Genomic DNA, 26,694 nt, shown 5'->3' with positions numbered 1-26,694 from the left:
ATCAACTCCTTTTTCCTTATTGTTTATCCAGCAAGCCCAGGGCCTCTTTCCATTTGAGGACCCGCAGGGCTGATCCATCAATTTGTTCCATCGGGATTTTTCCGCTTTCTACCGCCTGACAGACAGCGGAGATCTGATCCTTATAATTGGACGTACAGAGAAGATCGTTTCCGGCCAGAACAGCGGCGACTGCGATATTCTCGTCTTGACTGTAGTCCGCGGCGCCGTCCATACTCAGATCATCGGTGACGATCACCCCGCTGAAACCCAGCTCTGTTCGCAGAATCTCGTGAACCCTTTTAGACAGGGAGGCAGGCTTGTCTTTATCCATACATTTTACGATGTTGTGACTGACCAGCACGCAGGGCGCGCCTGCGTCGATTCCGGCCTTAAAAGGAAGAAAATCCTCAGAGACAAAAGTCTCGTAGGGCCGGTCATCTGTGACAATATCAGTATGAGTATCCGCGTTTCCCCCATATCCCGGGAAATGTTTCAGTGCCGAACCGATTTGCTTTTCATTCATAACCCCAATGACAGCTGAAATGTAATCCGCCGTTTTTTCTTTGTCCTGCCCCAGGGTGCGGGAATAGATAAAGGAATTTTTATCCTCCGTCATATCGCAGACCGGCGCCAGATTTACGTTGATTCCCAGCGACAACAGCAGATCGGACTTTTTTGCGGTATCCTCGCGGATCCGGTCCAAACCGCCCTTTTTATAAAGCTCCTGAGGCGAAGCAAAAGGCGACTGCCTGTATGCGGGAAACTTGCTGACCCTTACAACGGTTCCGCCTTCTTCGTCCGCTGCCATGAGCATGGGAACGGCGGCGGCCTCCTGATAAGAGATAATGGCTGCTTTCGCGGTTTCCTTATCCCGTTCTTTGAAAAAGTCGGCGAAAAAGAGATACCCGCCCAAATGATAAGAGGCTATATCCTCCCGGTTTATCGTACTGTTGGAAACGCAGACCAGAAACATCTGGCCCACCTTTTCTTCCAGCGTCATTGATTTTAAAATTTTTTCCGCACGGCTTGTCCTCGCTGCCGGAGCGGAGGTCCCGACAGAAGCCTTATGCGCCTGAGGAACCAGAAAAAGCACCGCTCCTGCCAGAATGACAAAAGCGGCAATTGCCATAATCCATTTTTTCACCCTAATACCCCACCTTTCTGACAGGGTCTATTTTACCACAATTTTTCAGGTGAGAACAGGCCTTAGCTTTTTTATCAAGAGACAGGCTGCGACAATTTTCAGCGCGTCTCCCGGAAGGAACGGCAGCACGCAGGCCGCAAGAGAGACGTAAAGCCCTGCTCCGCTGGAAATCATAAACCAGATGGTTCCGAGAAAATAGCAGGCTGCCAGCCCCAGGAGCATAGCCACGGCTAAAGCAGGAAGAAAATCCTTTTTCTTCGACAGCTGAATTGCCGCGCCGATGATTAAGGCCGCCGCCGCATAGCCGATAATATAGCCGCCCGTGGGGCCGGCCAGAATTCCGATTCCGCCGGTAAAGTTATGAAAAACCGGCGCTCCCACTGCGCCGAGGACAATATACACCAACTGACTGATAGTTCCGTATTTATATCCCAAAAGCCCTCCGGCCAGAAAAACAGCCAGCGTCGCCAGGTTCACCGGCACCGGTGTAAAGGGCAGTGGAATCGATATAAAGGAACAGACGGCTGTCAGAGCGGCAAAGAGCGCGCACAGCATCAAACGGGTTGTTTTCGAGTATTTTTCCATAGCCCGGTCCTCAAAGACGAATGGATATTTCGCCGGTGGACAGCGTTTCCCGTTCGCCGGTGGAATAAAGGACTTCCAGCCCGCCGTTTTCATCAATATCAAGAACACGCGCCTGCCTGCCGGGAGTCTCCGTCGAGTATCCTCCTTTATGCACCTGCACGGTCTTTCCGATAACCATGGAATGGCTTTTGTAATCGCTGATAAAGGTGCGATCCTCAATGTGATCCATTAGAGGAAGCAGCTGATTGAGAACCTCTGCCGCCAGCTGATTTTTGGAAAATTCTCCTTCCAGAGCGCCCGCGACCTGCAGCAAGTCTTCGGGAAACTCCCGGGTGCTGCAATTAATGCCGATGCCTACGATCAAGTATTCGATCTGGCCGGTTTCAAAGCTGGTAATGGCTTCCGTAAGGATTCCGCATATTTTTTTGCCATTGACATAGATATCGTTCACCCACTTGATCTGAGGAGTGAGGCCGCAGATCTTTTCGATAGCCCGGGTCACAGCCACAGAAGCCGCTGTGGTAATCAGCACAGACTGACTCATGTCAAAAAGAGGCTTTAAAAGAACGCTCATATAGATGCCTGTATTGGCGGGAGATATGAAGGTTCGTCCCAGCCGTCCTTTGCCGTGGCTCTGGTGAAAGGCCAGAACGGCAGTGCCGTGTTCTGATCCTTCAAGGGCCAGCTTTTTCGCCACGTTATTGGTGGAATCCACGGTTTTATATACGTGAAGAGGCAAATTCGCGTACTGCCGGTCCAGATGGGCAGCGATGCCCTGAGCGGATAACATGTCGCTGTCCGGAGCCAGACTGTAGCCCTTGTTGGTTACGGCTTCGATCTGATAACCTTCCTCCCGCAGCGCTTTAATCGCCTTGTGCACCGCGGCCCTTGACACTCCCATCTGTTCCGCCAGGGCTTCCCCCGACAGAGAAGTGCCCTTATTTTCTTCCAGTGCTTTCAGCACATATTCTTTTACGGCCATAAATGACTCCCTCCAATACAGAGATGACGCTCCGTCTGTAAAGACCGCAAGCGTGTTGATTTCAACGTATAGTTTAATGGAAGGAGGGCGGGATGTCAACTGCTCCCCGGGGCAGCCGGGCCTCGCTCCAGGCCTGGAATTCACCCGGGCGGCCCCGGGCTCCATCCCGGGACTGCGGTAACTTTTTTTAAAAATCGGCCCCTGGTTACGCAAAGTTGTGGGTTTGGAGGGGTATGCAGCCGGCAAAAATGAAGAAATACGCTGTCATCCGTTTTGGAGGCCGCGGAATCGTTGAAAAACGCGTAACTTTTCGCAAAAAAAGCCTTCCGGTTACCGCCTGAACCCTTCCATTTCTATTCCGCCCGGCTGCGCACGCTATAAAAACAAAATCCTGAATTATCTGACTTTAATAATTATTCACAGTAAAGCGGTAACTGGATAAAGCAACTCCTAAAAAAATAACAAATTTGCTTATGATTTTCCGCCTTTGAAGAAATTAATGAAAATTTTGGAAAAACTTAAAAATAGCCGTGAATTTGCCAAAAACTGAAAAAGGTATAGCAAAAAGGGCCGATTTTTATTATAATGGATTATAGGAAAAACAGTACAAATTGTATATGAATAAATATTAATTAAATAATTAATTATGCAACGGAGAGAATCGAAAAGAATGGAGAAAAGCTATGGCAATCGTAATTAATGGGCAGAGCTTAACGGTTGAGGAAGTAATCCGTGTGGCGAGAGGCTGTGAACAGGCAGAGATTTCTGAAGAATCCTGGGCCGCCGTAAAAAAGGCCAGAGACTATGTGGATAAAAAACTGGAGGAGGGCGCGATTATCTATGGCCTGACCACCGGTTTCGGCAAGTTCTCCGATACGTTAATCTCAAAGGAAGAAGCCGCTGATATGCAGAGAAATCTGATCGTCAGCCATACCTGCGCTATGGGCGATATGCTGCCGAGGGAAGTGGTGCGGGCTGTTATACTGCTGCGCTGCAATGCTCTGGCCAGAGGAAACTCGGGAATCCGGCCCCAAACCCTCAAAACCCTTCTGGGAATGCTCAATAAAGGCGTTCATCCACAGATCCCGGAAAAGGGTTCTTTAGGGGCCAGCGGTGACTTAGCGCCCCTTTCCCATATGGTTCTCACGCTCATCGGAGAAGGAGAAGCCGAATATCAGGGCAGGATCATGCCCAGCCGGGAGGCGATGGAGCGGGCAGGTCTGCAGCCGGTGCGGCTGGCCGCCAAGGAAGGACTGGCGCTGATCAACGGCACGCAGGTCATGACAGCTATCGGAATCAATGTTCTCTGGGATGCGATGCGCCTCGCCAAGACTGCCGACATTGCGGCGGCCATGACGGCGGAAGCACTCAATGGAATTAAAAAAGCCTACGATCCCAAAGTGCATCTTGTAAGAGGCCACCGGGGACAGCAGGATACGGCCGCCAATCTGCTGACGCTCCTCGACGGCAGCAGGAACGCCAGAGATGTGAACCCCAACAAAGTGCAGGACCCGTACTCTTTGAGGTGCGTGCCCCAGATCCACGGCGCTTCCAGAGACGCCATAAAATACGTTTACGACGCAGTGACCAGGGAAATCAACGCGGTTACAGACAATCCTCTGATTTTCCCCGATGAGGATGAAGTGATCTCAGGAGGAAATTTCCACGGTCAGCCCATGGCGTTGGCCTTCGACTTTCTGAAAATGGCCATTTCGGAGCTTGCCGATGTATCGGAACGGCGCAGTGAGCGCCTGATTAACCCGCAGCTGTCGGAAGGCCTGGCGCCGTTTCTGACCCGGCACGGCGGCGTATGCTCCGGCTTCATGATCGCCCAGTACGCAGCGGCGTCCATGGTATCGGAGAACAAGATCTACGCGCATCCGGCTTGTGTGGACTCCATTCCCTCCTCGGGGAACCAGGAAGACCATGTGAGCATGGGAACCACAGCGGCGAGAACGGCGGCAATGATACTGGACAACGCGGAGAAGGTGCTGGGAATCGAATTATACGCGGCTTCCCAGGGAATCTGGCTGCGGGGCGAACGGGGCCTGCGGGGACTGGCGCCGGCGACAAGAAGCGTTTATGAACATATTCGAAAAAACGTAGAGCCTGTGGACGAGGATGTAATCATGCATTACGAACTGAAAAAGTTTGACGCAATGGTTAAAAATAATGAGATCGCAGACGCGGCGGAGCATGTAACAGGACCGCTGCGATAAAGGAGGAGAAAGATGTTGGATAATAAGAACATTGCGGGAGCAATGACGATTAAACTGGACAATACGCTTCCCCAATATCCTGAGTTTGAAGAGGGAAAAAGGAGAGCGCCGGACAGAGGATTCAGGCTCACTGAGGAACAGGCGAAGCTGGCCCTGAAAAACGCGCTCCGTTATGTGCCGGAGGAGCTTCACGAAACTCTGGCCCCGGAATTTATGGAAGAACTGGTTACCCGGGGAAGGATTTACGCATACCGTTATCGTCCCCAGGGCAGGATCTACGGAAAACCAATTGACCAATACAAAGGAAAGTGTTTGGAAGGAAAGGCGTTCCAGGTGATGATCGACAACAATCTGGACTTTGAGATCGCCCTCTATCCCTACGAGCTGGTCACTTACGGCGAGACCGGCCAGCCATGTCAGAACTGGCTCCAATATCGTCTGATTAAAAAATACCTGGAGGAACTGACCGAGGAGCAGACCCTGGTAGTGGAATCCGGTCATCCCCTGGGGCTGTTTCCGTCGAAGCCAACGGCTCCCAGAGTTATCATTACCAACTCCATAATGGTGGGCATGTTCGATAACCTGGACGACTGGGAGATCGCGGAGGAGATGGGCGTAGCCAATTACGGGCAGATGACGGCAGGAGGCTGGATGTACATCGGCCCCCAGGGAATCGTCCACGGTACTTTTAACACGATCCTCAACGCAGGGAGAAAATATCTGGGCGTACCGGAACAGGGAGACCTCACCGGCCATTCCTTTGTTTCCTCGGGCCTGGGCGGTATGAGCGGCGCTCAGCCCAAGGCTGCCAATATAGCCAGAGCCGTGGGAATCTTCGCGGAGGTGGACCGCTCCAGAATCCAGACCCGTTACGATCAGGGCTGGGTGGATATCATCATGGATGATCTGGATGCCGTTTTTCAACTGGCAAATGAAAAGCTGACAGCCGGAGAGAGCATTTCCATCGCCTATCACGGCAACATCGTCGATCTTTTGGAAGCGGCTGTTGAAAAGAATTTTAAAATAGACCTTCTCTCAGACCAGACTTCCTGTCATAATGTGTATAACGGAGGATACTGTCCGGCGGGACTGACCTTTGACCAAAGGACCGAGCTGCTTCATCAGGACAGAGAAACCTTCCGCGAAAAAGTGGATGAATCCCTCCACAGGCATTTCCGGGCGATTAAGGCGCTGACTGAAAAGGGAACCTACTTCTTCGATTACGGAAATTCCTTTATGAAGGCCATTTACGATTCGGGCGTAAAAGAAATATCCAAAAACGGATACGATGAAAAGGACGGATTTATCTGGCCGTCCTATGTGGAAGACATTATGGGCCCGATGCTGTTCGATTACGGATACGGGCCGTTCCGGTGGGTGTGCCTGTCAGGAAGACCTGAAGATCTGGATGCTACCGATCAGGCCGCCATGGACTGCATCGACCCCAAGAGACGGTTTCAGGACAGGGACAATTGGGTCTGGATCCGCGATGCCAAGGCCAACAGGCTGGTGGTGGGAACTCAGGCGAGGATTCTCTACCAGGACGCGGAAGGTAGAACAAGGATCGCCCTGCGGTTCAACGGGCTGGTCCGGGAAGGCAAGATTGGCCCCGTTATGCTGGGCAGAGACCACCACGATGTCAGCGGAACGGATTCACCATTCAGGGAAACGGCCAACATTAAGGATGGAAGTAATGTAATGGCGGATATGGCCGTACAGTGTTTTGCCGGAAACGCGGCCAGAGGCATGAGCCTGTGCGCGCTGCATAACGGAGGCGGCGTGGGCATCGGGAAAGCGATCAACGGAGGCTTTGGCCTGGTACTTGACGGCAGCGAGCGGGTCGATGAGATCATCCGCTCCGCTATGATGTGGGATGTTATGGGCGGCGTTGCCAGGAGAAACTGGGCCAGAAATGAACATGCTCTGGAAACTGCCGCGGCCTACAACCAGAATTACGCCGGCAGCGGACACATTACTATTCCGTACACGGCGGACGATGAGCTGGTAGCGGCGACTGTGGAAAAATACGTGAAATAGGAGAAGCGCATGAGCAAATTACTGATTAAGAACATCGGCTGCCTGCAGACACCGGTGGGCAGCATCAGCCACTGGGGTCCCCGGCAGGGCGAGAACCGGAAGCTGTTTCAGGCGGCGGTCCTCATTGAAGACGGCAGGATTGAAGCCATTACATCAGACGGGGTACTGCCCGGGGAGGCGGCGGATACGATCATCGATGCCCAGGGCAACCTGGTGACTCCGGGCCTTGTAGAAGGCCACACCCATCTGGTGTTCGGCGGATACCGCCAGGGAGAAATCCCCCTCAAGCTGAAAGGCGCCGGATATCTGGACATTCTTAAAAACGGCGGCGGTATTCTCGATACGGTAAGAAAGACGAGGCAAGCTGACGCAGAAGAATTGTATCAAAAGAGCCGGGGCTTTCTCGATGAGATGATGGCCCTGGGAGTTACGACCTGCGAAGCTAAAAGCGGTTATGGGCTGGATCTGGATACGGAAGTCAAGATGCTGGAAGTGATCCGCAGGCTCGATGAAACTCACCCGATGGACCTGGTGGCCACCTTCATGGGTGCCCATGCGGTGCCGCCGGAATACGAAGGTAAAGGCGACGAATATATTGAACTTCTGTGCAGGGAAATGATTCCTTATGTAAAAGAGCACGGTTTGGCTCAATTCAGCGATGTTTTCTGTGAGGACTCGGTATTCAGCGCCGAGCAGAGCGAGAAGTATCTACAATGCGCCAAAGATCACGGACTGGGCTTGAAAATCCACGCCGATGAAATCGAAGAGATCGGCGGCTCCCAACTGGCCGGCCGGCTGGGCGCTGTTTCGGCGGAGCATTTGATCGCCATCGGGGAAAAGGGGCTGAATGCCATGGCAGAGGCAAAGACCACGGCAATGCTTCTTCCGGCAACCTCCTTCTATCTGGGCAAGGACTTTGCTCCGGCAAGGACCATGATCGAGAAGGGGATACCGGTAGCCATTGCTTCTGATTTCAACCCGGGTTCCTGTCCGTCCCTCAATCTTCAGTTTGCGATCAATTTAGGGTATTTGAAATATAAAATGACGCCGGAAGAGATTCTGACGGCGGTTACCATCAATCCGGCCTGCGCCATCGGACGGGGCAGCCAGGTCGGCACGCTGGAAGTGGGAAAACAGGCGGATCTGGTCATCTGGGACGCGCCGGATATGGAGATGCTCTGTTACCGCTTTGGTTCCAACCTGGCCCTGCAAGTAATTAAAAAAGGAGAATTGGTATTATGAAATTAAACGACTTGAAAGTCAGTGAATATCTGGACATACTCAAATCCGACGCGCCCGCGCCTGGCGGCGGTTCGGTCAGCGCCCTGGCAGGAGCGCAGGCCGTCAGCCTGTTTATCATGGTGGCTGATTTGACCCTGGGAAAAGAGAAATATGCCGAGTATCAGGACGTTTGTCAGACAGCGAAGCGCAGAGGCGAGGACTTGTACCGGGTATTATCCCAGGCTGTCAGCCGTGATACGGAGGCCTTTAATCTGGTTTCCGAGGCATTTAAAATGCCAAAGACAACCCCGGAGGAAAAGGCTGCCCGCAGCAAGGCCATCGCCGACGCTACCCTGACTGCCACAGAGGTGCCCTACAGTGTTATGCAGTATGCTTATGAGGGCATGATGCTGGCTGAAACCATGGTCGGCAGATCCAATCCCAACGCAGCCAGCGATCTGGGCGTTGCCATTCTCAATCTCATGGCCGCCATCAAGGGAGCCTGGCTCAACGTAAAGATCAATCTGCCGGGAATCAAGGATGAGGAAAAAGCCAGAGCCTTTGAAAAGGGCGGACAGAAAATGCATGATGATGCTCAGACCATAGCCAGAGAGCTGTACGATGAAATCTTAAAACACTTATAAAAGGAGAAAGAAAAAATGGCAAAAATAATCGAAAGCGTACCCAATATCAGTGAAGGAAGAGATCAGGCAATCATCGAGGCCTGCGTGGACCAGATCCGCAGCACGCCGGGATGCACCCTGCTGGATTATTCATCGGACCCCAGCCACAACCGCAGCGTGATTACCTATATGGGAAGCCCTGAGGCCTGTGAAGAGGCCAGCGTCAAGCTGGCGAAAAAAGCCGTGGAGCTGATTGATCTGACGAAACATACCGGGGAGCATCCAAGGATGGGATGCGTGGATGTCATGCCCTTTATCCCCATTAAAGAGGCGACTATGGATGAATGCATGGAGCTTTCCAAGAGAGTAGGCAGGAGGATCGCGGAGGAAGCGGATCTTCCGGTGTTCCTCTATGAACGTTCCGCTTCGGCGCCCCACAGAGAAAATCTGGCGAAGGTGCGCAAAGGCCAGTTCGAAGGCATGGCCGAGAAGGTGAAGGACCCGGACTGGATTCCCGATTTTGGCGGACAGAGGATTCATCCGACAGGCGGAGCAGTCTGCGTGGGCGCCCGTCCTCCCCTCATCGCATATAATATCAATTTAGGAACCGACAACCTGCAGATCGCCAGCAATATCGCCAAGATTATCCGCCAGTCGGGAGGTGGACTGGACTGCGTGAAGGCCATGGGCGTTATGCTGGAAGAGAGAAATATCGCGCAGGTTTCGATCAATATGACGGACTTCACAGTGACGCCGCTGTACCGGGTAAACGAGCTTGTCAAAGCCGAAGCCGCCCGTTACGGCGTTCCGGTTATCGGCACGGAGCTGATCGGCCTGACGCCGATGCAGGCGCTGTTCGACGCAGCGGAATATTATCTGCAGATCGAGGACTTTAAGCCGGCGGTGCAGGTTATCGAAAATCATTTGTTATAAAAAGAATGACGGAGCCTGCTTTGTCGTAAGATAAAACAGGATACAGTCCAATGGTCTTTCCGTCCGCAGGTGAAAAGAGGTTTGATATGGAACTAAATGCCAGTGATCCGAAAAAAGTTGTATTGCAGGGAAACGAGGCCTGCGCCAAAGGCGCCCTCTATGCGGGATGCCGGTTTTTTGCCGGCTACCCCATCACCCCTTCGACGGAAATCATAGAGCTGATGTCCTCTGAGATGCAGAAAGCGGGCGGAGCGTTTATTCAGATGGAAGATGAGATCGGTTCCGCCTGTGCCATCATCGGCGCCAGGTGGGGAGGGAAAAAGGCCATGACAGCCACCTCCGGTCCGGGCTATACGCTGATGCAGGAGGCCATCGGCTACGCGGCAGTGACCGAGACCCCGATCGTGATCGTCAACGTACAGCGGGGAGGTCCCTCCACCGGTCAGCCTACCCTATCTTCACAGGAAGATGTTTACCAGGCCAGATACGGCAGCCACGGCGACTACGGCATCATTGTTCTGTCGCCGTCCTCCGTGCAGGAGATGTACGATTTTACCGTGCGGGCCTTTGAGCTGTCCGAACAGTTTCGGACGCCGGTAATCCTGCTTTCCGATGAGGTGGTGGGGCATATGAGGGAGAAGATAACCATCCACGACGGCTCTAAAAACATTAAGTCGGGCACACAGAAATTTGTCGTTTCGCCCCATGCTGATTTCTTCCAGGGTGAAAATTCCCTGGTGGAAGGACAGCTCCACGATGAGTGGGGGCGCAGGATCGGCCATGTCGCTGAGCAGAGCGGCAGATTCATTCAGAATATCAATAAAAAGATCCAGGACAATGCCGACCGGATTGCCGATATACGAACCTATTGTATGGAGGACGCGGACATCGCTATCGTAGCCTACGGTTCCGTAGCCAGACCGGCGGCCAATGCGGTTAAGCTGGCCAGAGGAATCAGGGACGAGCGGATTCTGCCCAAGCTGAAGGTGTTCCGGGACCTGGTTAAACGGGGCGTTCCGGCGACTATGCACACCGACTACAGCCATCTCAAGGTCGGGCTGGTTAAAATCAACTCCCTGTGGCCCTTTCCCGAGGAAGAACTGAAGCGGTCAACCCAGAACACAGAACTGATTATTGTTCCGGAAATGAACGTAGGAAAATACTGCCGGGAAGTGGAACGGGTTCTTAAAGATAAAAAGGTGATTTCCATGCCCAAGAGCGGAGGCGATATTCATACGCCTCATGAGATATTGGATGAGATCCTAAAGGAGGCGGGAGTCAATGAATAAACTGTATAAAAAGTATATAAAAACAGAATTGCTTCCGACTCTGTTCTGCCCCGGCTGCGGAAACGGAATCATTCAATACGCGGCTATCGATGCTATCGACAGCCTGGGAATTAAGGACCAGGTAGCCTGCGTAAGTGGGATCGGGTGTTCGTCCTGGATTCCCTGCTATTATAAAATGGACGTTATGCACACCATGCACGGAAGGGCGCTGGCCTTTGCTCAGGGGTTAAAGCTGGCCCAGCCGGACAAAAAGATTCTGGTCTTTACCGGTGACGGCGACTGTCTTGCCATCGGGGGAAACCACCTGCTCCACGCCTCTGCCAGAAATATAGACTTGACGGTTGTCATGGCCAACAATTATATTTACGGCATGACCGGCGGACAGAAATCTCCTTCTACGCCAAAAGGTTCCATCACCAAGACGACACCTTTTGGAAGCATCGATGAACCGATCGACGGTTGCAGGCTGGCCATGACTATGGGGGCCAGTTACGTGGCCAGGTGGACCACGGCCCATCCGGTGCAGCTTGCCAAAGCCATTCGCGAAGGCATGGAGCACAGGGGTTTTTCCTTTATCGAAGTTCTTTGTCAGTGCCCGGTGCAGGCGGGAAAAGGCGTGTACGGAGAAAAAGAGCCGGCAAACATCCTGAAATATTATAAGGAACATACCTACCAGTACAGGGAAGGGATGGAGATCCCTGAGGGGAAAGTGCGGATTGGGACATTGAAGCACGATCCGGCGGCTGAGGAATACATACAGAAGGTGGAAAAAAAGCTGATTTCACAGGGGATAAAGAGAGGATAGAGAGATGGCTAGGATTACAGTGGATAAGGCCTGCTGCAAAGGATGCGATATCTGTCTGACAGTATGCCCAAAGAAAATTTTTGTCCATTCGAAGAAGAGAAACAACTACGGCACCAATATGCCCGATGTGTCCGGAGCTGACGGCTGTATCGTATGCAGAACGTGCGAAAGACTCTGTCCGGATGGCGCTATCAATGTGGAAGAGGAGGATCAGACATGAGGATTAACGTGCGTTTCGCGGGAGCGGGCGGGCAGGGCGTCATTCTTTCGTCCGTACTTTTGGCAAAGGCCTACGGGCTGGGAGAGGATTACAACATTTCCCAGACCCAGAGCTACGGACCCGAAGCCCGGGGCGGCGCCTGCAAAGCAGAAGTCGTCATATCGGATGAAAACATCGACTATATGAAGGTGGACCAGGCCGATGTGTTTATCGCTTTCAACCAGATGGGATATGATAAATACATAGGTACCGTCAAAAAAGATGCGATGGTGCTGATTAACAGTACCCTGGTGGATGCCGATGATCCGGCCTATTACCGGGTTCCCGCCACACAGATCGCAGAGGAAATGGGAAAGCCCTTTGTCGTCAACATGGTTATGCTGGGCGCTCTGACGAAGCTGATGCCAAAGCTCCACTATCCGACCGTGGAGGAAGAAATTATGCAGAACTTTGCCGCCAGTATCGCGGGTATGAACCTGGTAGCCTATGGGCGCGGCTATCAGGAGATGGAGATTGAACTGGAACAGCGGGGAGAATAAAGCGGGCAGCTGTGGTATACTAAGGCAGGAGGTGCTTTCATGAAAGAAATAGCCATTACAGACATTGAACATATAAAGATTGGAAATGCCGAAGATCGGGAAAACGCCACGGGCTGTACGGTGATTCTGTGCGAAAGGGGAGCTGCCGCCGGGATCGATGTCCGGGGCGGAGGTCCTGCCAGCAGGGAATCGGAGCTTCTCAATCCGGTTGCTGCCGCCGATAAGATCCATGCCGTGCTGCTCAGCGGCGGCAGTGCTTTCGGGCTGGACGCGGCGGGCGGCGTTATGGAATATCTGGAGCAGAGGAACGTGGGCGTGGACACAGGAGTTGCTAAGGTTCCCCTGGTCTGCTGCTCCTGCCTCTTCGACCTGCAGCTGGTAAACAAGCAGGTAAGGCCGGATAAAGCCATGGGATATCAGGCCTGCAGCGGCACGTACACAGACGGCAACCACGGGGCGGGAACCGGCGCCACTGTAGGAAAATACCGGGGTACGGAATATATGATGAAGACCGGAATCGGCAGCTATGCCGTACAGATTGGAGACTTAAAGGTAGGAGCCGTTGTCGCGGTAAACGCGTTGGGAGATATCTTTGATTATCGAACCGGAACGCAGATTGCGGGTCTGCTCAATGAAGAGAAGAACGGATACCTCTCCACAGAAGAAGAGATGTACAGGCAGTGCGAAACAGTAACGGACCTGTTTACAGGAAATACCACCATCGGAGCGGTCATAACCAACGGCAGCTTTAACAAAGCCCAGATGAACAAGATCGCGGCCATGGCCCAGAACGGATATGCCAGAGCCGTAAGACCGGTTCACACGGAAGCCGACGGAGATACCATATACGCATTGTCAGTAGGCGATGTGACTGCGGATATCAATGGTGTGGGAACCCTGGCCGCACAGGTTACGGCGGAAGCAATTAAAAAAGCCGTATACGCAGCTGACCCGGCGTATGGACTGCCCAGCGCCAAAAGTTTGCTTAAATGAGCCGCATTTGAGGATGTATCCCTACGGATTGATACTTCATGGAGGCTGGGACTGATCAAGTTAGACGCTGCAAGTCCCAGCTCCTTTGTTTTATGAGAAGCAGGGCCCTTTTTTCAATCTGCGTTTAGAAATTCTGTTACACTTTGCGGAACTTTGGCATCTAACTAATAAAGAAAGAAGGTGAGTGTTTATGAAAAAGATCAGCAATGCCATATATATTCTTGTATTAATTGTTTTTCCGATGGTCTACTTTGAAATTTACGCAGGGGCAAAAACGCATCTGATGGATCTGGCAAACAATTTTGCTTTTGACAATCCAATAACCCCGCCGCTACTCTGCTCATTAATGGTAGGTGTTTTCACCGTAATTTTATTGGAAGTGGCGCGGAGCTTTGGCAGGGATTCTTACTTAAAAAAGGCTGTTGCCATGGTAATTCTTTTAGCGCACCTTCTTTTCAGTTATTTTGCGCCGAATATCATTATGTATTATGTGTATATAGAGGTGATGTCCAGTTTGATCTTCGTAACAGCAGCCCTGCCTGTTGAAGCCCTTTTGGATCTTTATAGAAACAGAAAAAGGGCTGACGAATCGGAGAAATAAATAGGAAAGCGATAAAATTTTCTGCCGGTGGATGGGATATCTGCCGGCAGTTTTGTTGTCCGCAAAATATATAGCGGGGTTAAGCGGCTTGACAAAATGAATTTCATGATATAACATACGTTATATAACAATTGTAATAATTAACGGGAGGAAGCTATGCCAAAGCAAAAAATCACAAAAGAGGAGATTTTATCAGCGGCCTTTCAACTGCTGCGAAAAAAGGGACTGGAAGCGGTTAACGCCAGGAGTGTCGCTAAGGAAGCGGGCTGCTCCGTCCAGCCGATTTACAGCAGCTATACCAATATGGACGAACTTTTAAAGGAGCTTTTTGAATATTGCCGGAGCTATCAGTTGGATTATGTAAGAAACCAGCTGGATGAAGAGAACTATTTCGGCTCAGCGGGGCGAGGCCATATTCTCTTCGCGCGCGAGGAGAAAAATCTGTTTCGCTTTCTCTTCCTGTCCAGATTTGTCCGGGGCAGGAGTCTGGAGGATATATACAAGCAGTACGGCATTCCGGAAGTAACCGGTAGTATAGAGAAGATGCTGGGACTGACCTTTGATGAAGCGCGGCAGCTGTATTTGGACCTGATGATCTATACCCACGGTATTGCGGCCATGCTTGCGACGGACGCCCTGGACACGGCGGACGAGGATATTCATCGAAACGTGGATCACGCATACCATGCCTTTCTGGAAGAAGCGAGGAGAAAGAAATGAAGATGATTATACATGATCTGAAACCGGAGCAGGAGGAGCGCTTGTTTTCTGCGAAAGAGGACCTGCTGACGGTTTCCGCAAAGGAAACGATTAAGACCTGCATCGGGTGTTTTGGCTGCTGGCTGAAAACACCGGGACGCTGCGTACTGAAAGACCAGTACCAGGAGATGGGCAGGGATCTGTCTCTCTGCGGGGAGCTTATCATCATAAGCCGGTGCGTGTACGGAAGCTTCAGCCCGATGGTCAAGAGCGTCATGGACCGCTGTATTCCGTATCTGCACCCCTGCTTTACAATACGAGGCGGTGAGATGCATCATCGCCGCAGATATGATAACCGTCTTAAGATCAGTGCGTTTTTCTACGGTGAGGATCTGACAGAAAAGGAGCGGGAGACTGCCGAACACATTGTACGGGCCAACTGCGTTAACCTGGACGGCGACATGGGCCGCATTGCTTTCCTGAAAAAAGGGGAAGCCCTGGAAGGAGAATGGATATGAAGATTGGGTTTATCAACGGGAGTCCGAAAAAAGAAGGAAGCGCATCCGGCTGCCTGCTGGCTGAGCTGAAAGAGATTTTGAAGCAGCCTGTCAGCGAATATTGTATCCGCAGCCGCAGAGATACCCTGCCGGACGAGCTGGCGGAGCAGGACGTTCTGGTAATGGCAATGCCTCTTTACGTTGACGGAGTTCCGTCTCATATGCTCAGCTGTCTGACTGAGCTTGAAACTCTCCTCAAAGGCAGGAAAATCACGGTTTATGCTATTATTAACTGCGGCTTCTTTGAGGCTGCCCAAAACCGGTGGGCCATCGCCATCCTGCAGAACTGGTGCCAACGGACAGGGCTAAAGTGGGGCCAGGCCATAGGGGTAGGGGGCGGAGGCATGATGCCTATGCTCAAGGACATCCCGCCGGGAAAAGGTCCGAAAAAGAACCTGAGCCGGGCGCTGGAGACTCTGGCAAAAAATATCCTCAATGAACAGAGTGGAGAAACTCTGCTGGTATCACCCAATTTTCCGCGTTTTCTGTACCGGAAAGCAGCAGAGATGGGATGGCGGAGACAAATAAAAGAAAACGGGCTGAAAGCAAAAGACCTTTCCGCCCGTCCATCCGGTTCGTGCTGACGTAGCGCCTGCAAAAAAGACAAAAGAGATCCGGCTCTTAGCTGCCGGATCTCTTTGCGAAACTTATATTTAAAACCCCTCAGTTTTTGATTTTAATCAGCTTGAAAAGCTGAATCACAGGAATATTGATAAAGGCCAGCCCGTATACCGTGAACAGCTGGGTCAGTTCCAGCGTCTGAACCTTGAATATTTCATGCAGACCGGGAATCATCAGCACTGCGGTAATGAGGATCAGCCCGGTGAAAAAGGCCGCGATCAGGTAAACGTTGTTGAATACCCTGGAGGTAAACACCACAGGCTTGTTGGACTTACAGTTGAAGCCGTGAAACAGTCTGGCTGTACACAGGGTTCCGAAGGCCATTGTGCTGCCCAGCAGAGCGCTGCCCTGACCGGCTGCGGTGAATATGCCGTGGTACCCGATGAGAAATGCCGCCATGGTAGTGATACCGATGGAAAGTCCTCCGGCGCCGATTCTCGTAAGGAAGGACCTGGTGAGAATCGACTCATTGGCCGGGCGCGGTTTTTCCTTCATCAAATCCTTGGTATGCGGTTCCAGGCCCAAAGCGATGGCCGGAAGACTGTCTGTCAGCAGATTGATAAACAGCAGATGAACCGGAGCAAAGGGCACGGGGAGCGCCGCGATGGAAGCGTATAAGACCGCCAGAATAGCCCCGAAGTTACCGGACAGCAGGAACTGGATGGAATGCTTGATATTCTGATAGATGTTCCGGCCGTTTTCCACCGCCTTAACGATGGTAGCGAAATTATCGTCTGTGAGGACCATGGAAGCGGCATCCTTGGATACCTCGCTGCCGGTTATTCCCATCGCCACCCCGATATCCGCCTGTTTTAGGGCAGGGGCGTCGTTGACTCCGTCTCCGGTCATCGCTACGATATTGCCCTTTTCCTGCCAGGCGCGGACGATGCGGATTTTGTGCTCCGGAGAAACCCGGGCATAGACGGAAATCTTTTCCACAAAGCTTTTCAGCTCTTCATCGGACATATGATCAATGGCAGCGCCTTCGCAGGCTTCGGAATCGTCCTTCAAAATTCCAATCCGTTTGGCAATGGCCGCCGCGGTAATCTTGTGATCCCCCGTAATCATCACTGGTTTGACACCGGCGCTGATACATTCCGCAACCGCTGCCATGGATTCCTCTCGGGGAGGATCCATCATAGCGATCAGGCCTAAAAAGGTCAGATCGTTTTCGTCTTCCGCCTGCGGCTGGAAATCCGAGGCCACATCTTTATAGGCAAAGGCCAGCACCCGAAGGCCGTCCCGCGAAAATTCCATATTCTGTTCTTCTATTTTTTTGCGGTCGGAATCTGTAATGGAGCGAATCCCGTCCTCCGCCTGAATGTGGGAAACCCGGTTCAGAAGAACATCTACGGCACCCTTTGTTACCATGAGGGGCTGGCCGTCTATCTGGTGACAGGTAGACATCAGCTTTCGGTCACTGTCAAAAGGAAGCTCGCTGAAACGGGGGAACTGAGAACGCAGGGAAGCGTAATCCTCTCCCAACTTCAGGGCGATGTTGATAAGGGCTGTTTCCGTAGGGTCGCCGATTTCCTTTCCTTCCGCAATGGCTGAATCGTTGCAGAGCACGCTGTGGGTAAGAAGCGCTCTTTGCGCGGGATCCTCCGTATTAATCTCCTCGGCCGTAATTCGCCGGCCATGGACATAGTAATCTTCTACTGTCATTTTGTTCTGCGTCAGGGTTCCGGTCTTATCGGAACAGATGACTGAGACGCTGCCCAGTCCTTCCACAGCCTGCAGCTTTCGTATAATGGCGTGCTCTTTGGCCATTTTCTGTGTGCCGAAGGAGAGCACGATGGTGACGATGGAACTGAGCGCTTCCGGTATGGCGGCTACGGCCAGCGCCACAGCAAAGAGAAAAGCGTTGCCCGCCGATTCTCCCCGGTATACGCTGAGACCGAACAGGATTCCGCAGAAGATCAGAATTAAAATAGACAGCTTTTTCCCAAAATTGTCCAGGTTGATCTGCAGAGGCGTCTTTTTTTCGGAAGTTGTTTTGAGCAGGGTGGCAATTTTCCCCACTTCAGTATCCATTCCTATAGAAGTGACAAGGAAGGAGCCGCGGCCGTAGGTGACAAAGCTGCCGGAATAGACCATATTGAGTCGGTCTCCCAGCGCTGCCTCTTTCTCGATTGGCGCGAGATCTTTTTCTACACCCAGGCTCTCCCCTGTCAGGGCACTTTCATCAATTTTCAGTCCGGCGTTTTCCAGCAGTCTGCCGTCGGCGGGTACGAAGTCGCCGGCCTCCAAAAACACCTGATCACCTACGGTGACGTCCTTAGACGGAATTTGGATGACCTGACCGTTTCGCAGAACCTTTGCTTCGGGCGCCGACATAGCTTTCAGGGCGCTGAGGGACTGCTCGGCCTTAACGGTCTGAACCGTTCCCAGGATCGCATTTATGGTGATTACGACTAAAATTACCACAGCGCTCTCCAGATCCTTTAAAGCCCCGGAAATAATTGCGGCTGCGATGAGAATAATGACCAGAAAATCTTTAAATTGCTCTAAAAAAATACGTAACGTGGACTTTTTCTTTTCTTCCGCCAGTTCATTGGGGCCGAATTTCTCAAGGTTTGCCTGAACCTGACTCTCCGACAGAGGTTCTGCTGTTCCGTTGATTTTTTCCCGGACCTGCTGGACTGTCATTTGATAATAGTTTTGCATATAGATTCCTCTCTTAATGTTATTTTGTAAAGATCACAGGTATTATATACAATTAAAAAAGACTTTTACTGCATATAAACCATGCAATAAAAGTCTTGCTGTTTCATTACGACCCGGATGAAACATAAGTCCCATCGAGATTGACGATATCGTAAACGCCTGTCGGCGCCGGCTACTCCCTTTTATTCATATAATTATATTATAGGGCATATGTATTTTTGTCAACCAATATTTAAAAACAAAAACACAAAAAAGTAAAACACCCTGGGGGGACCAAGGTGTTTTACAAGTGTGTATTGTGTGTATTCAATAAAAGAAGGAAAGTTCGCATAGAAACAATGTTTCTATGTCCCTATCTACAATTCACATTATAGCCATGTTTTGTGAAGGGATTATGAAGAAATTCAAAAAAAATTAATTTTATTTAAGAATTTCTTACGAACCCGTTACAAAAAGGAACAAAATTTACAGTGCGGTATACTGCCAGACGATCTTATCACCGTCTTTGACCTCATATTCCGAAACCTTTTTGGTGATCTTTTTTTTGTCGTTGATTTCGCAGCTCCATTCCGATCCGCTGTCGGTATTGACATCGTTGATGGAAGTGACATAAGGCTCTGCTGAGGTGTTTACCTCCACGGAAACCCCTTCCTGATTGGAATAAGACTCCAGAATCTGCATAACGGTAGCGTCCTCCTGAATCTGCATATTGTAGTCCACAAGATTTTCCTTGTTGGCATTGTCCGGATAAAGAATGCTCATGGTTACACGAATCGTTTTGACATCGCTGCCGTCATCGGAAGGGTCGCCGCTGCATGCGGAGAAGGCCAGAACCAGCAGCAAAACGAGAGTGAGCGCCGTTAATTTTTTCATATAAGCGTGTTTCATAAATCTCTCCTTATCTTTACTGCGCGTATTTGTGCAGGTCTAAATTGTTTTCCGTAAAGAGCTGTCGCATTTTAGCCTGGCTTTCATCCGTAAAATACGGATGCAGCAATGCGTAAAGATGCTGAATGATATTGTCACAGGCTTCCTTTGCGGAGATGCTGAAATTCAGGAGCGTCACATAGGTGATGCTGGTCTGAGACAGAGTCCAGCAATTCTGTATCAGCAAATTCCTGGAAACGGGCGTGATCGGCCGCATGATTCCATGGTCTGTCCAGGCTGTTATGATTTCGTCAATCCGCCCCATCAGCCTGTCTGCGCGTTCCCGGTAAAGGCGGCGGAGTTCCGGATCGTTAATCAGCATTGCGGAAAGCTCCAGATAAAAGAAGCGATAGTCATAAATCGTTCGCGAAAGCTGAAGAAAAAAATTCATCAATCCCTCTTCCTTCGCTTCCAAATCCTCACTGTAAAAAAGGTCTTCGGACTTTGGCGTCAGCATTTCCAGCCAGATACTGCGAATCAGGTGCTCCTTATTATCGAAATAGTAATAAAGATTACCCGGACTGATGTGCATTTCATTGGAAAGCTGCACAGTGCTCACATTGGTGGCGCCCTTTTTATTGAACATTTCAATTGCCGTGTCCATTATTTTTTCTCTGGTTCCCCTACCCATTTTAATTTTACCTCCATTAATTCTTTTTATTCTATATAGATTTTAGGCAGACGCTGGCCAAAGGCACAAACGATCTCATAATTGATCGTCCCTGTGGCATCGCCGATATCGTCCGCCAAAATTGTATTTTCCCCATCAGAACCCATAATGATTACTTCGTCTCCAGGCTTTACACCGGGAACATCCGTCACATCAATCATGCACTGGTCCATGCATATATTCCCCGCAATAGGAGCGAACACTCCATTGACAATGACCTTCCCCACTGAGGAATAGGGCCGCGGATACCCGTCCGCATAGCCCAACGCTAAAGTTGCGATCAGACTCTCGCGGGAAGCCGTAAATTTTCTTCCATAGCTGATGGTCGTGCCTTTCGGTACTCTTTTTAAGTGCACGATATTTGCCTTCACAGACATCACCGGCTTGATGGAAAGCTGCGACCGATCTACTTCCGCGCTGGGATAGCAGCCATAGAGGATGATTCCCGGACGAACCGCATCAAAGTATACGGAAGGCAGCTCCATGACTGAGGCGCTGTTGGCAAAGGTGCGCATGGGCACCGATACTCCGGCCTCCGTCAGTTTTTCATAAAAGACATTATATCTCTTTTCCTGCTCCTTTGCATAGGTCTTATCGGCAGCATCCGCTGTTGCAAAGTGGGAAAAGAGCCCCTTGATTTTGAAATTAGGGAGCGCGTCAATTTTTTTTATGTCCTCGATCGCACCCGGGTCTTCGGGCAAGTAACCGATCCTGCCCATACCGGTGTCGATGGCAATCAGACCCGCTACTGTTTTCCCGGCGTCTGCGGCTGCCTGAGAGATGGCCAGGGCGTTGGACGCGCTGCAGACAACGGGTGTGATATCGTAGGCGGCAATGGTGTCCGCGTACATGCCAGGCGTCAGCCCCAGCATGATGATCTCTTCCTGTACACCGTTTTCCCGCAGCCTGATTGCTTCCGAAAGCGCGGCTACGGCGAAAGTCCTGACTCCGTTTTTTCGAAGAACTTCCGCCACCCGAACACTGCCGTGACCATAGCCGTCAGCCTTGATTACGCCGATGATATCTACATGATCTCCTACCTTCGCTTTGATATTTTTAATATTATAGTCCAGATTGGACAGATTGATTTCAACCCAGGCCGGCCGGATGGCTTTTTTGTACATCTTCAATCTCCTAAAATCAATTTGATAAATTAAAGCTCGATCAGCGGTATGCGTCTGATGATGTCATCTCTTCCCGGGCCGTTGGAAACATAAGTAATTGGGAAGCCGATTTCCTTTTCGATTTCATTGACATAGTTCTGGCATGCCAAAGGCAGCTGATCGAATTCCCGGATTCCACGGATATCGCTCTTCCAGCCTGGAAGCTTTTTGAGAATCGGCTTTGCCCGGTACAAATCCGTCGTATGGGGGAATTCCTTCGTCACTTCGCCGTCAACCTCGTAGCCGACGCAGATGGGAACTTCATCCAGATAGCCGAGGGGATCGAGCACGGTCAGAGCGATTTCCGTCGCGCCCTGCATGCGGCAGCCGTAACGGGTAGCAATGGCATCAAACCAGCCGACTCTTCTCGGACGGCCCGTAGTCGCGCCGTACTCACCGCCGTCTCCTCCGCGTTTTCTCAGTTCCTCCGCTTCTTCTCCGAACAATTCGCTGACAAAGGCGCCTGCGCCCACTGCGCTGGAGTAAGCTTTGACTACCGTCATCACTTCCTTGATTTCATAAGGAGGAATGCCGGCGCCGATGGCTCCGTATCCGGCCAGGGTGGAGGAGGAGGTTACCATTGGATAGATACCGTGGTCAGTGTCCTTGAGTGCTCCCAGCTGGCCTTCCAGAAGAATTTTCTTTCCTTCTTTAATGGCGTTGTACAGGTATGCGGAAACATTGCATACATAAGGTCTTACCATTTCCCGGTATTCAAGAAGGGTTTGGAAAAGCTCATCCACATTCAGTGCAGGTTTGTGATACAGATGCTCCAGGATCACGTTTTTCTGCTGACAGATTCCGTCCAGCTTTTCCCTCAGATCGGTTTCATCCATAAAGAGTTCGTTGACCTGAAACCCGATTTTGGCGTATTTATCGGAATAACACGGTGCGATTCCGGATTTTGTAGAACCGAAGGATTTGCCGCCCAGCCGTTCTTCTTCGTACTGATCGAACAGGATGTGATAGGGCATCAGGATCTGCGCGCGATCCGAAACCAGCACCTTTGGCGCCGGAACACCCCGGTCTACGATTTCCTTAATTTCATTGAAAAGATAAGGAATGTTCAGGGCGACGCCATTGCCAAGGATGCAGGTGGTGTGATTGTAAAAAACACCTGACGGCAGCATGTGGAGCGCAAACTTTCCATAATCATTGACGATTGTATGGCCTGCGTTGCTTCCTCCCTGAAAGCGGACAATGATATCCGACTCCTTTGCGAGCATATCTGTGATTTTCCCTTTTCCTTCGTCGCCCCAATTGGCGCCAACTATTGCTTTTACCATTTAAAACTTTCTCCTTTATTTAATCTAAGAGCAGCACGATGAATCGCTTGCTTATACTATGTGAACCTTTTAAGGAAAGCTGCGGTTTACACGCTGATCTCTGCGGTTATGCCAAGCAGTTCTTTGTTTTTCGCTAAAACAGGCCGCACGATCTGTTCCAGAAATTCCTCGGTCTGAGCGGGTGCGCAGCCTACGAAATTCTCCGGCTTCATCAGGCTTTCAAGCTGCTGTCTGCTCATATTGAAAGCAGGGTCCGCAGCAATACGGTCCAGCAGATCGTTATCTTTGCCCTCTTCTTTTACGACCTTTCCCGCAGCCATGGAATGGGTACGGATTCTTTCGTGAAGCTCCTGTCTGTCGCCGCCGGCCTTCACTGCGTCCATGAGGATATTCTCCGTTGCCATGAACGGCAGCTCACTCATGAGGCGGGCTTCGATGACTTTCGGATAAACCACCAGTCCGGAAGCTACATTTATATAAAGTTCTAAGATACCGTCAACAGCCAGGAAACCTTCGGACATGCTCAGGCGCTTGTTGGCGGAATCGTCCAGTGTCCGTTCGAACCACTGGGTAGCGGCTGTAAGTGCCGGATTCATGGCGTCGGACATGACGTAATTGGCAAGGGCCGCGATACGCTCACTGCGCATCGGGTTGCGCTTGTAGGCCATTGCCGATGAACCGATCTGATTCTTTTCAAAAGGTTCTTCCACTTCTTTCAGATGCTGCAGAAGGCGGATGTCGTTGGAAAATTTATGCGCGCTCTGGGCGATGCCGCTGAGCACATTGAGGACGCGGCTGTCCACTTTTCTTGAATAGGTCTGGCCGGAAACCGGATAGCATCCTTCGTAGCCCATCTTTTCAGCGATGAGCTGGTCCAGCCGCTTCACTTTTTCTCTGTCACCGTCGAACAGTTCTAAAAAGCTGGCCTGCGTGCCGGTAGTTCCTTTGGAACCCAGGAGGCGCAGTGTGCTCAGCAGGTATTCCACATCGGACAGATCCATGATAAGATCCTGAATCCAAAGAGTGGCTCGCTTTCCTACCGTAGTCGGCTGTGCCGGCTGGAAATGGGTGAAGCCCAGGGTCGGCAGGGCCTTATATTTATCTGCGAACTGTGAAAGCTGCGAAATGACATTGATTAATTTTGCCCGAATCAGTCTGAGTCCTTCGGTCATGATAATTAAATCCGTGTTGTCTCCCACATAACAGGAAGTAGCTCCAAGATGGATAATTCCCTTGGCCTTCGGGCACTGAACGCCGTAGGCGTAAACATGGGACATAACGTCGTGTCTCACGATCGCTTCGCGTTCCCGGGCAACATCGTAGTTGATGTCGTCCGCATGGGCCTTTAATTCATCTATTTGTTCCTGTGTGATATCGAGCCCCAGCTCTTTTTCAGCTTCGGCAAGGGCGATCCACAATTTTCTCCAGGTTCTGAACTTCATTTCCGGGGAAAACAGGTATTTCATTTCCTTGCTGGGATACCGTTCGGATAAAGGGCTGTTATAGTTTTTCATATATTAAAATCTCCTCCCTGTTTTATTCGCTAAAACACCGAATACAGTATAGCATTTTTAGCGCACAAACACAAGAAAATACGGTGTTTGACAAAGAAAGGGCCTGCCGCTTTTTCTGTGGAAAAGCCGGCGGGAAAAGGCAGGTCGTTTTTTCCGCCGACGGACGCAATGGCAAATAAAAGGAACTGCCGGCGCTGGTATGCCGCTTCGGCAGTTCCTCTTTATAATGATGAATAAAGCTTGAAGTAAAATTGCTGTTTCATAGCGCTTTACAGCTGTTCCATGGCGCAGTCCGGTCCCGCGTCTCCCAGGGAGTGCTTTACGCGATCCCTTTCCTCAGCTGTTTTGGCATCGTTCCAATTATCCATTGTGCCAACCAGATATCCGGTAATTCGTCTGATTCTTTCGAAGGGCACGTGGGAAAATTTATAGTTTAAATCCACATATTCGCCGTCCACCCGGATGTCCAGGCTCTCCAGTTTCCTTCCATGTTTTTCCTGCAAATAATCAACATAGGCCTGCGCCTCTCTCGGTTCGGCATTTCCTGTAATCGCTACGTTCAAAGTTAGTCCACCTCCTGATTTTAATAATCTATATATGCCCGCAATCGCGGGTGTTGAAACAATAAATCGGATATATTATACACCTGAACACTACATTTTGTATAGGGGTTTCTTAAAAAAGTGCATATATGGTAGATGGAAGGTGCAAAGAGGGATACGGGAGATTTTAAGGAAATCAAAGGATTGCGCGGAATTGGGGGTGGGGACAAAAAAACATAAAAAAACAATAAAAGGATAATTGAAAAAACAAAAGAAGACGGGTATTATTAAGACAGTAATTGCCAAAGTGCTATAAATTTTCTTGTTTTTGATTCATAAACAAGAGCGTTTATAGCGCTTTTTTGTAGACGGAGGTGCGAAAATGCTTGTTGGAGAGATTTTAAGCTCACTGATTATGATTTTTATTCTGATCCTTCCCGGAATCTTCTTTCGAAAAAAGGAGGTTATCAGCGATAACCAGAGCGAGGCGGTTTCGGCGCTTGTGGTGAATCTGACTTGGCCTTGTCTGGTCATCGATGCCATGCAGATGGAGTTCAGCCTGCGGATCCTGAAGGACAGCGGGTATATGATGGCCGTAGCGCTGATTGTGTTTGCCATACTCATTGCCATTAGTTTTCCTTTGGCGAAGGTCCTGCGGATGTCCAAGACAAAGCAGTATATGGCTGTATTCATGCTGATCTTCGGAAACACCGGATTTCTGGGAATCCCTGTCATTAAAGCGCTGTACGGTACGGAAGCGGTTTTCTTCGCGGCGATCCTGGAAATGATTAACGATATCCTGATGTTCACCGTCGGAATTGTCCTGATCCAGCTTTCGGCGGGAGCGGATCTCAAGATCCGGGCAAAACAGTTTCTCAATCCGGGACTGATCGGCGTTATCATCGGGCTGGTGCTGTTCCTGCTCAACTGCCGGCTGCCGGAGCTTTTAGGCGGCTCCATTGAGATGATCGGAGCGGCCACTACGCCGCTGACGATGTTCGCCATCGGTTATCAGCTGGGAGGGTTGAAGCTGAAAGAAATCGTGGGAGACTGGCAGGTCTATGTGATTTCTTTTGTGAAGCTTCTGATCGTTCCGGTCATCACCCTCCTGATCGTGAAATTTTGGGCGGGGGAATTTACGCTGCTGGAAAAGGTGCTGATTATCAGCTTTGCCATGCCGGTGGCTTCCGCATCGACGATTTTCAGCCAGCAATATAAGGGGGAGGTTGTCTTTGCAACGAAAACCGTGCTGCTGTCAACCGTCCTTTCGATCATCACCATTCCCATTTTTGCGATCATTACTGAGATGTGAGTTCAGGAGAAGATTTTATCTTTGCAATTCAGAATGGGAATTTAGCTTGCGTTTCGTCACTGAAAGGTGTTGAAATATCCCTGAGGTTTGTGGTATTATAGTTAAGCAGTAATTTTGTGTGCCCCCGTAGCTCAGGGGATAGAGCGTCGGTTTCCTAAACCGTGCGTCGGATGTTCGAATCATCTCGGGGGTGCCATGAAAAAACCCGCTAAAATGCTATGTTTCAGGCGTTTGGCGGGTTTTTGTCATGCAGGAAATATCAACAAGGACTACCGCCGCTGCAAATTTTGCGCAGTTTTGAGCCGTTCCGCCGGTTGTATTTTTTGAAAGGATATACTATAATTCTTTAAGGGTTGCATATAACTATATGCACATGTAACCGTATATAATGGAAAAGGTCGGTACGATATGGGATATATGACAGTATTGCCGATAAGTTTATTAATTGCGGCATCCGTAGCGTGGGAATATTTATGCGTTAGGGTGCGGCGAAGTTCTGAACGGAACGGGAAGCCTGACCATGGGATATGGAGGCTGATATTTTC

The 26,694-nt window shown here is 50.6% G+C and carries 24 protein-coding genes, 1 tRNA gene and 1 pseudogene; 16 read left to right on the top strand and 10 right to left on the bottom strand.

Annotated features, from left to right (window positions below; all coding sequences use genetic code 11):
- Positions 1-16: 16 nt before the first annotated feature.
- From NE619_RS07895 to NE619_RS07885, 3 genes are read right to left on the bottom strand one after another with little or no spacing between them, the layout of a single operon-like run.
- Entirely contained in the window at positions 17-1,144 is a 1,128-nt protein-coding gene (locus NE619_RS07895; RefSeq protein WP_256131864.1) for a glycoside hydrolase family 3 protein, read from the bottom strand.
- A 45-nt stretch (positions 1,145-1,189) separates the two neighbouring features.
- Positions 1,190-1,729, bottom strand: a complete 540-nt coding sequence (locus NE619_RS07890; protein WP_256131863.1) for a biotin transporter BioY — start codon at positions 1,727-1,729, stop codon at positions 1,190-1,192.
- 10 nt (positions 1,730-1,739) lie between these two features.
- A complete protein-coding gene (locus tag NE619_RS07885) occupies positions 1,740-2,711 on the bottom strand; it encodes a biotin--[acetyl-CoA-carboxylase] ligase (protein WP_256131862.1) in 972 nt (323 codons plus the stop codon).
- 683 nt (positions 2,712-3,394) lie between these two features.
- Here NE619_RS07885 and hutH point away from each other — a divergent pair.
- From hutH to NE619_RS07815, 14 genes are all read left to right on the top strand, one after another.
- Positions 3,395-4,930 carry a histidine ammonia-lyase gene (hutH, locus tag NE619_RS07880; RefSeq protein ID WP_256131861.1) on the top strand — a complete coding sequence of 512 codons (1,536 nt, stop codon included), beginning with the start codon at positions 3,395-3,397 and terminating at the stop codon, positions 4,928-4,930.
- Between the two features lie 12 nt (positions 4,931-4,942).
- Entirely contained in the window at positions 4,943-6,967 is a 2,025-nt protein-coding gene (locus NE619_RS07875; protein WP_256131860.1) for a urocanate hydratase, read from the top strand.
- 9 nt (positions 6,968-6,976) lie between these two features.
- Entirely contained in the window at positions 6,977-8,209 is a 1,233-nt protein-coding gene (gene hutI, locus NE619_RS07870) for an imidazolonepropionase (RefSeq protein WP_256131859.1), read from the top strand.
- Positions 8,206-8,832, top strand: coding sequence for a cyclodeaminase/cyclohydrolase family protein (locus tag NE619_RS07865; protein WP_256131858.1), 627 nt, complete (start codon positions 8,206-8,208; stop codon positions 8,830-8,832). The genes hutI and NE619_RS07865 overlap by 4 nt, the downstream gene beginning before the upstream one ends.
- Positions 8,833-8,847: 15 nt before the next feature.
- The gene (gene ftcD, locus NE619_RS07860; protein WP_256131857.1) at positions 8,848-9,744 is read left to right on the top strand and encodes a glutamate formimidoyltransferase; all 897 of its coding nucleotides are present in this window, start codon (positions 8,848-8,850) and stop codon (positions 9,742-9,744) included.
- Positions 9,745-9,830: 86 nt separating this feature from the next.
- Positions 9,831-11,033 (top strand): 2-oxoacid:acceptor oxidoreductase subunit alpha, encoded by a 1,203-nt coding sequence (locus NE619_RS07855; protein ID WP_256131856.1) that lies wholly within the window; start codon positions 9,831-9,833, stop codon positions 11,031-11,033.
- Complete coding sequence (locus NE619_RS07850) at positions 11,026-11,838, top strand: thiamine pyrophosphate-dependent enzyme (protein ID WP_256131855.1); 813 nt, start codon at positions 11,026-11,028, stop codon at positions 11,836-11,838. Before NE619_RS07855 ends, NE619_RS07850 begins: the two co-directional genes overlap by 8 nt.
- 4 nt (positions 11,839-11,842) lie before the next feature.
- Complete coding sequence (locus tag NE619_RS07845) at positions 11,843-12,058, top strand: 4Fe-4S dicluster domain-containing protein (protein ID WP_256131854.1); 216 nt, start codon at positions 11,843-11,845, stop codon at positions 12,056-12,058.
- On the top strand, positions 12,055-12,597 hold the full coding sequence (locus tag NE619_RS07840; RefSeq protein ID WP_256131853.1) for a 2-oxoacid:acceptor oxidoreductase family protein: 543 nt from the start codon (positions 12,055-12,057) through the stop codon (positions 12,595-12,597). Before NE619_RS07845 ends, NE619_RS07840 begins: the two co-directional genes overlap by 4 nt.
- A 39-nt stretch (positions 12,598-12,636) precedes the next feature.
- Positions 12,637-13,590 (top strand): P1 family peptidase, encoded by a 954-nt coding sequence (locus tag NE619_RS07835; RefSeq protein ID WP_256131852.1) that lies wholly within the window; start codon positions 12,637-12,639, stop codon positions 13,588-13,590.
- Positions 13,591-13,780: 190 nt separating this feature from the next.
- Positions 13,781-14,191: a hypothetical protein gene (locus tag NE619_RS07830; RefSeq protein ID WP_256131851.1), complete on the top strand. Its 411-nt coding sequence runs from the start codon at positions 13,781-13,783 to the stop codon at positions 14,189-14,191.
- Between the two features lie 156 nt (positions 14,192-14,347).
- Complete coding sequence (locus NE619_RS07825; RefSeq protein ID WP_256131850.1) at positions 14,348-14,911, top strand: TetR/AcrR family transcriptional regulator; 564 nt, start codon at positions 14,348-14,350, stop codon at positions 14,909-14,911.
- The gene (locus NE619_RS07820) at positions 14,908-15,408 is read left to right on the top strand and encodes a flavodoxin family protein (protein WP_256131849.1); all 501 of its coding nucleotides are present in this window, start codon (positions 14,908-14,910) and stop codon (positions 15,406-15,408) included. The genes NE619_RS07825 and NE619_RS07820 overlap by 4 nt, the downstream gene beginning before the upstream one ends.
- Positions 15,405-16,031: an NAD(P)H-dependent oxidoreductase gene (locus NE619_RS07815; protein WP_256131848.1), complete on the top strand. Its 627-nt coding sequence runs from the start codon at positions 15,405-15,407 to the stop codon at positions 16,029-16,031. Before NE619_RS07820 ends, NE619_RS07815 begins: the two co-directional genes overlap by 4 nt.
- A 79-nt stretch (positions 16,032-16,110) precedes the next feature.
- Here the strand turns inward: NE619_RS07815 and NE619_RS07810 are convergent, their stop codons facing one another.
- The 7 genes and pseudogenes from NE619_RS07810 to nrdD all read right to left on the bottom strand — a co-directional run.
- Positions 16,111-18,735, bottom strand: coding sequence for a cation-translocating P-type ATPase (locus tag NE619_RS07810; RefSeq protein ID WP_256131847.1), 2,625 nt, complete (start codon positions 18,733-18,735; stop codon positions 16,111-16,113).
- A gap of 465 nt (positions 18,736-19,200) precedes the next feature.
- Positions 19,201-19,623 carry a DUF4430 domain-containing protein gene (locus NE619_RS07805; RefSeq protein ID WP_256131846.1) on the bottom strand — a complete coding sequence of 141 codons (423 nt, stop codon included), beginning with the start codon at positions 19,621-19,623 and terminating at the stop codon, positions 19,201-19,203.
- A gap of 16 nt (positions 19,624-19,639) precedes the next feature.
- Positions 19,640-20,293, bottom strand: a complete 654-nt coding sequence (locus tag NE619_RS07800) for a TetR/AcrR family transcriptional regulator (protein WP_256131845.1) — start codon at positions 20,291-20,293, stop codon at positions 19,640-19,642.
- Between the two features lie 26 nt (positions 20,294-20,319).
- Positions 20,320-21,456 (bottom strand): alanine racemase, encoded by a 1,137-nt coding sequence (alr, locus tag NE619_RS07795; RefSeq protein WP_256131844.1) that lies wholly within the window; start codon positions 21,454-21,456, stop codon positions 20,320-20,322.
- 29 nt (positions 21,457-21,485) lie between these two features.
- Positions 21,486-22,781: an adenylosuccinate synthase gene (locus NE619_RS07790; RefSeq protein ID WP_256131843.1), complete on the bottom strand. Its 1,296-nt coding sequence runs from the start codon at positions 22,779-22,781 to the stop codon at positions 21,486-21,488.
- Between the two features lie 86 nt (positions 22,782-22,867).
- Positions 22,868-24,295 carry an adenylosuccinate lyase gene (gene purB / locus NE619_RS07785; RefSeq protein ID WP_256131842.1) on the bottom strand — a complete coding sequence of 476 codons (1,428 nt, stop codon included), beginning with the start codon at positions 24,293-24,295 and terminating at the stop codon, positions 22,868-22,870.
- Positions 24,296-24,564: 269 nt separating this feature from the next.
- Positions 24,565-24,708, bottom strand: a pseudogene (gene nrdD, locus NE619_RS19290) (anaerobic ribonucleoside-triphosphate reductase); the annotation flags it as partial.
- A gap of 511 nt (positions 24,709-25,219) precedes the next feature.
- On the opposite strand from nrdD, the gene NE619_RS07775 reads away from it, so the two are divergent.
- The gene (locus NE619_RS07775) at positions 25,220-26,149 is read left to right on the top strand and encodes an AEC family transporter (protein ID WP_256131840.1); all 930 of its coding nucleotides are present in this window, start codon (positions 25,220-25,222) and stop codon (positions 26,147-26,149) included.
- Between the two features lie 120 nt (positions 26,150-26,269).
- A tRNA-Arg gene (locus NE619_RS07770) sits at positions 26,270-26,345 on the top strand.
- Positions 26,346-26,694 lie beyond the last annotated feature (349 nt).

This window comes from Anaerovorax odorimutans (genome assembly GCF_024459955.1).
GTDB classification, from domain to species: Bacteria; Bacillota; Clostridia; order Peptostreptococcales; family Anaerovoracaceae; genus Hominibacterium; species Hominibacterium odorimutans_A.
This window is presented reverse-complemented; position numbering and strand designations above follow the sequence as displayed.

Excerpts from the sequence above, each read along its gene's own strand:
- NE619_RS07890 (WP_256131863.1), bottom strand. The coding sequence starts at position 1,729 with ATGGAAAAATACTCGAAAACAACCCGTTTGATGCTGTGCGCGCTCTTT.
- NE619_RS07845 (WP_256131854.1), top strand. The coding sequence starts at position 11,843 with ATGGCTAGGATTACAGTGGATAAGGCCTGCTGCAAAGGATGCGATATC.
- hutI (WP_256131859.1), top strand. The coding sequence starts at position 6,977 with ATGAGCAAATTACTGATTAAGAACATCGGCTGCCTGCAGACACCGGTG.
- NE619_RS07810 (WP_256131847.1), bottom strand. The coding sequence starts at position 18,735 with ATGCAAAACTATTATCAAATGACAGTCCAGCAGGTCCGGGAAAAAATC.
- NE619_RS07855 (WP_256131856.1), top strand. The coding sequence starts at position 9,831 with ATGGAACTAAATGCCAGTGATCCGAAAAAAGTTGTATTGCAGGGAAAC.
- NE619_RS07775 (WP_256131840.1), top strand. The coding sequence starts at position 25,220 with ATGCTTGTTGGAGAGATTTTAAGCTCACTGATTATGATTTTTATTCTG.
- NE619_RS07805 (WP_256131846.1), bottom strand. The coding sequence starts at position 19,623 with ATGAAACACGCTTATATGAAAAAATTAACGGCGCTCACTCTCGTTTTG.
- NE619_RS07820 (WP_256131849.1), top strand. The coding sequence starts at position 14,908 with ATGAAGATGATTATACATGATCTGAAACCGGAGCAGGAGGAGCGCTTG.
- NE619_RS07825 (WP_256131850.1), top strand. The coding sequence starts at position 14,348 with ATGCCAAAGCAAAAAATCACAAAAGAGGAGATTTTATCAGCGGCCTTT.
- ftcD (WP_256131857.1), top strand. The coding sequence starts at position 8,848 with ATGGCAAAAATAATCGAAAGCGTACCCAATATCAGTGAAGGAAGAGAT.
- alr (WP_256131844.1), bottom strand. The coding sequence starts at position 21,456 with ATGTACAAAAAAGCCATCCGGCCGGCCTGGGTTGAAATCAATCTGTCC.
- hutH (WP_256131861.1), top strand. The coding sequence starts at position 3,395 with ATGGCAATCGTAATTAATGGGCAGAGCTTAACGGTTGAGGAAGTAATC.
- NE619_RS07865 (WP_256131858.1), top strand. The coding sequence starts at position 8,206 with ATGAAATTAAACGACTTGAAAGTCAGTGAATATCTGGACATACTCAAA.
- NE619_RS07885 (WP_256131862.1), bottom strand. The coding sequence starts at position 2,711 with ATGGCCGTAAAAGAATATGTGCTGAAAGCACTGGAAGAAAATAAGGGC.
- NE619_RS07830 (WP_256131851.1), top strand. The coding sequence starts at position 13,781 with ATGAAAAAGATCAGCAATGCCATATATATTCTTGTATTAATTGTTTTT.
- NE619_RS07835 (WP_256131852.1), top strand. The coding sequence starts at position 12,637 with ATGAAAGAAATAGCCATTACAGACATTGAACATATAAAGATTGGAAAT.
- NE619_RS07800 (WP_256131845.1), bottom strand. The coding sequence starts at position 20,293 with ATGGGTAGGGGAACCAGAGAAAAAATAATGGACACGGCAATTGAAATG.
- NE619_RS07790 (WP_256131843.1), bottom strand. The coding sequence starts at position 22,781 with ATGGTAAAAGCAATAGTTGGCGCCAATTGGGGCGACGAAGGAAAAGGG.
- NE619_RS07840 (WP_256131853.1), top strand. The coding sequence starts at position 12,055 with ATGAGGATTAACGTGCGTTTCGCGGGAGCGGGCGGGCAGGGCGTCATT.
- purB (WP_256131842.1), bottom strand. The coding sequence starts at position 24,295 with ATGAAAAACTATAACAGCCCTTTATCCGAACGGTATCCCAGCAAGGAA.
- NE619_RS07875 (WP_256131860.1), top strand. The coding sequence starts at position 4,943 with ATGTTGGATAATAAGAACATTGCGGGAGCAATGACGATTAAACTGGAC.
- NE619_RS07815 (WP_256131848.1), top strand. The coding sequence starts at position 15,405 with ATGAAGATTGGGTTTATCAACGGGAGTCCGAAAAAAGAAGGAAGCGCA.
- NE619_RS07850 (WP_256131855.1), top strand. The coding sequence starts at position 11,026 with ATGAATAAACTGTATAAAAAGTATATAAAAACAGAATTGCTTCCGACT.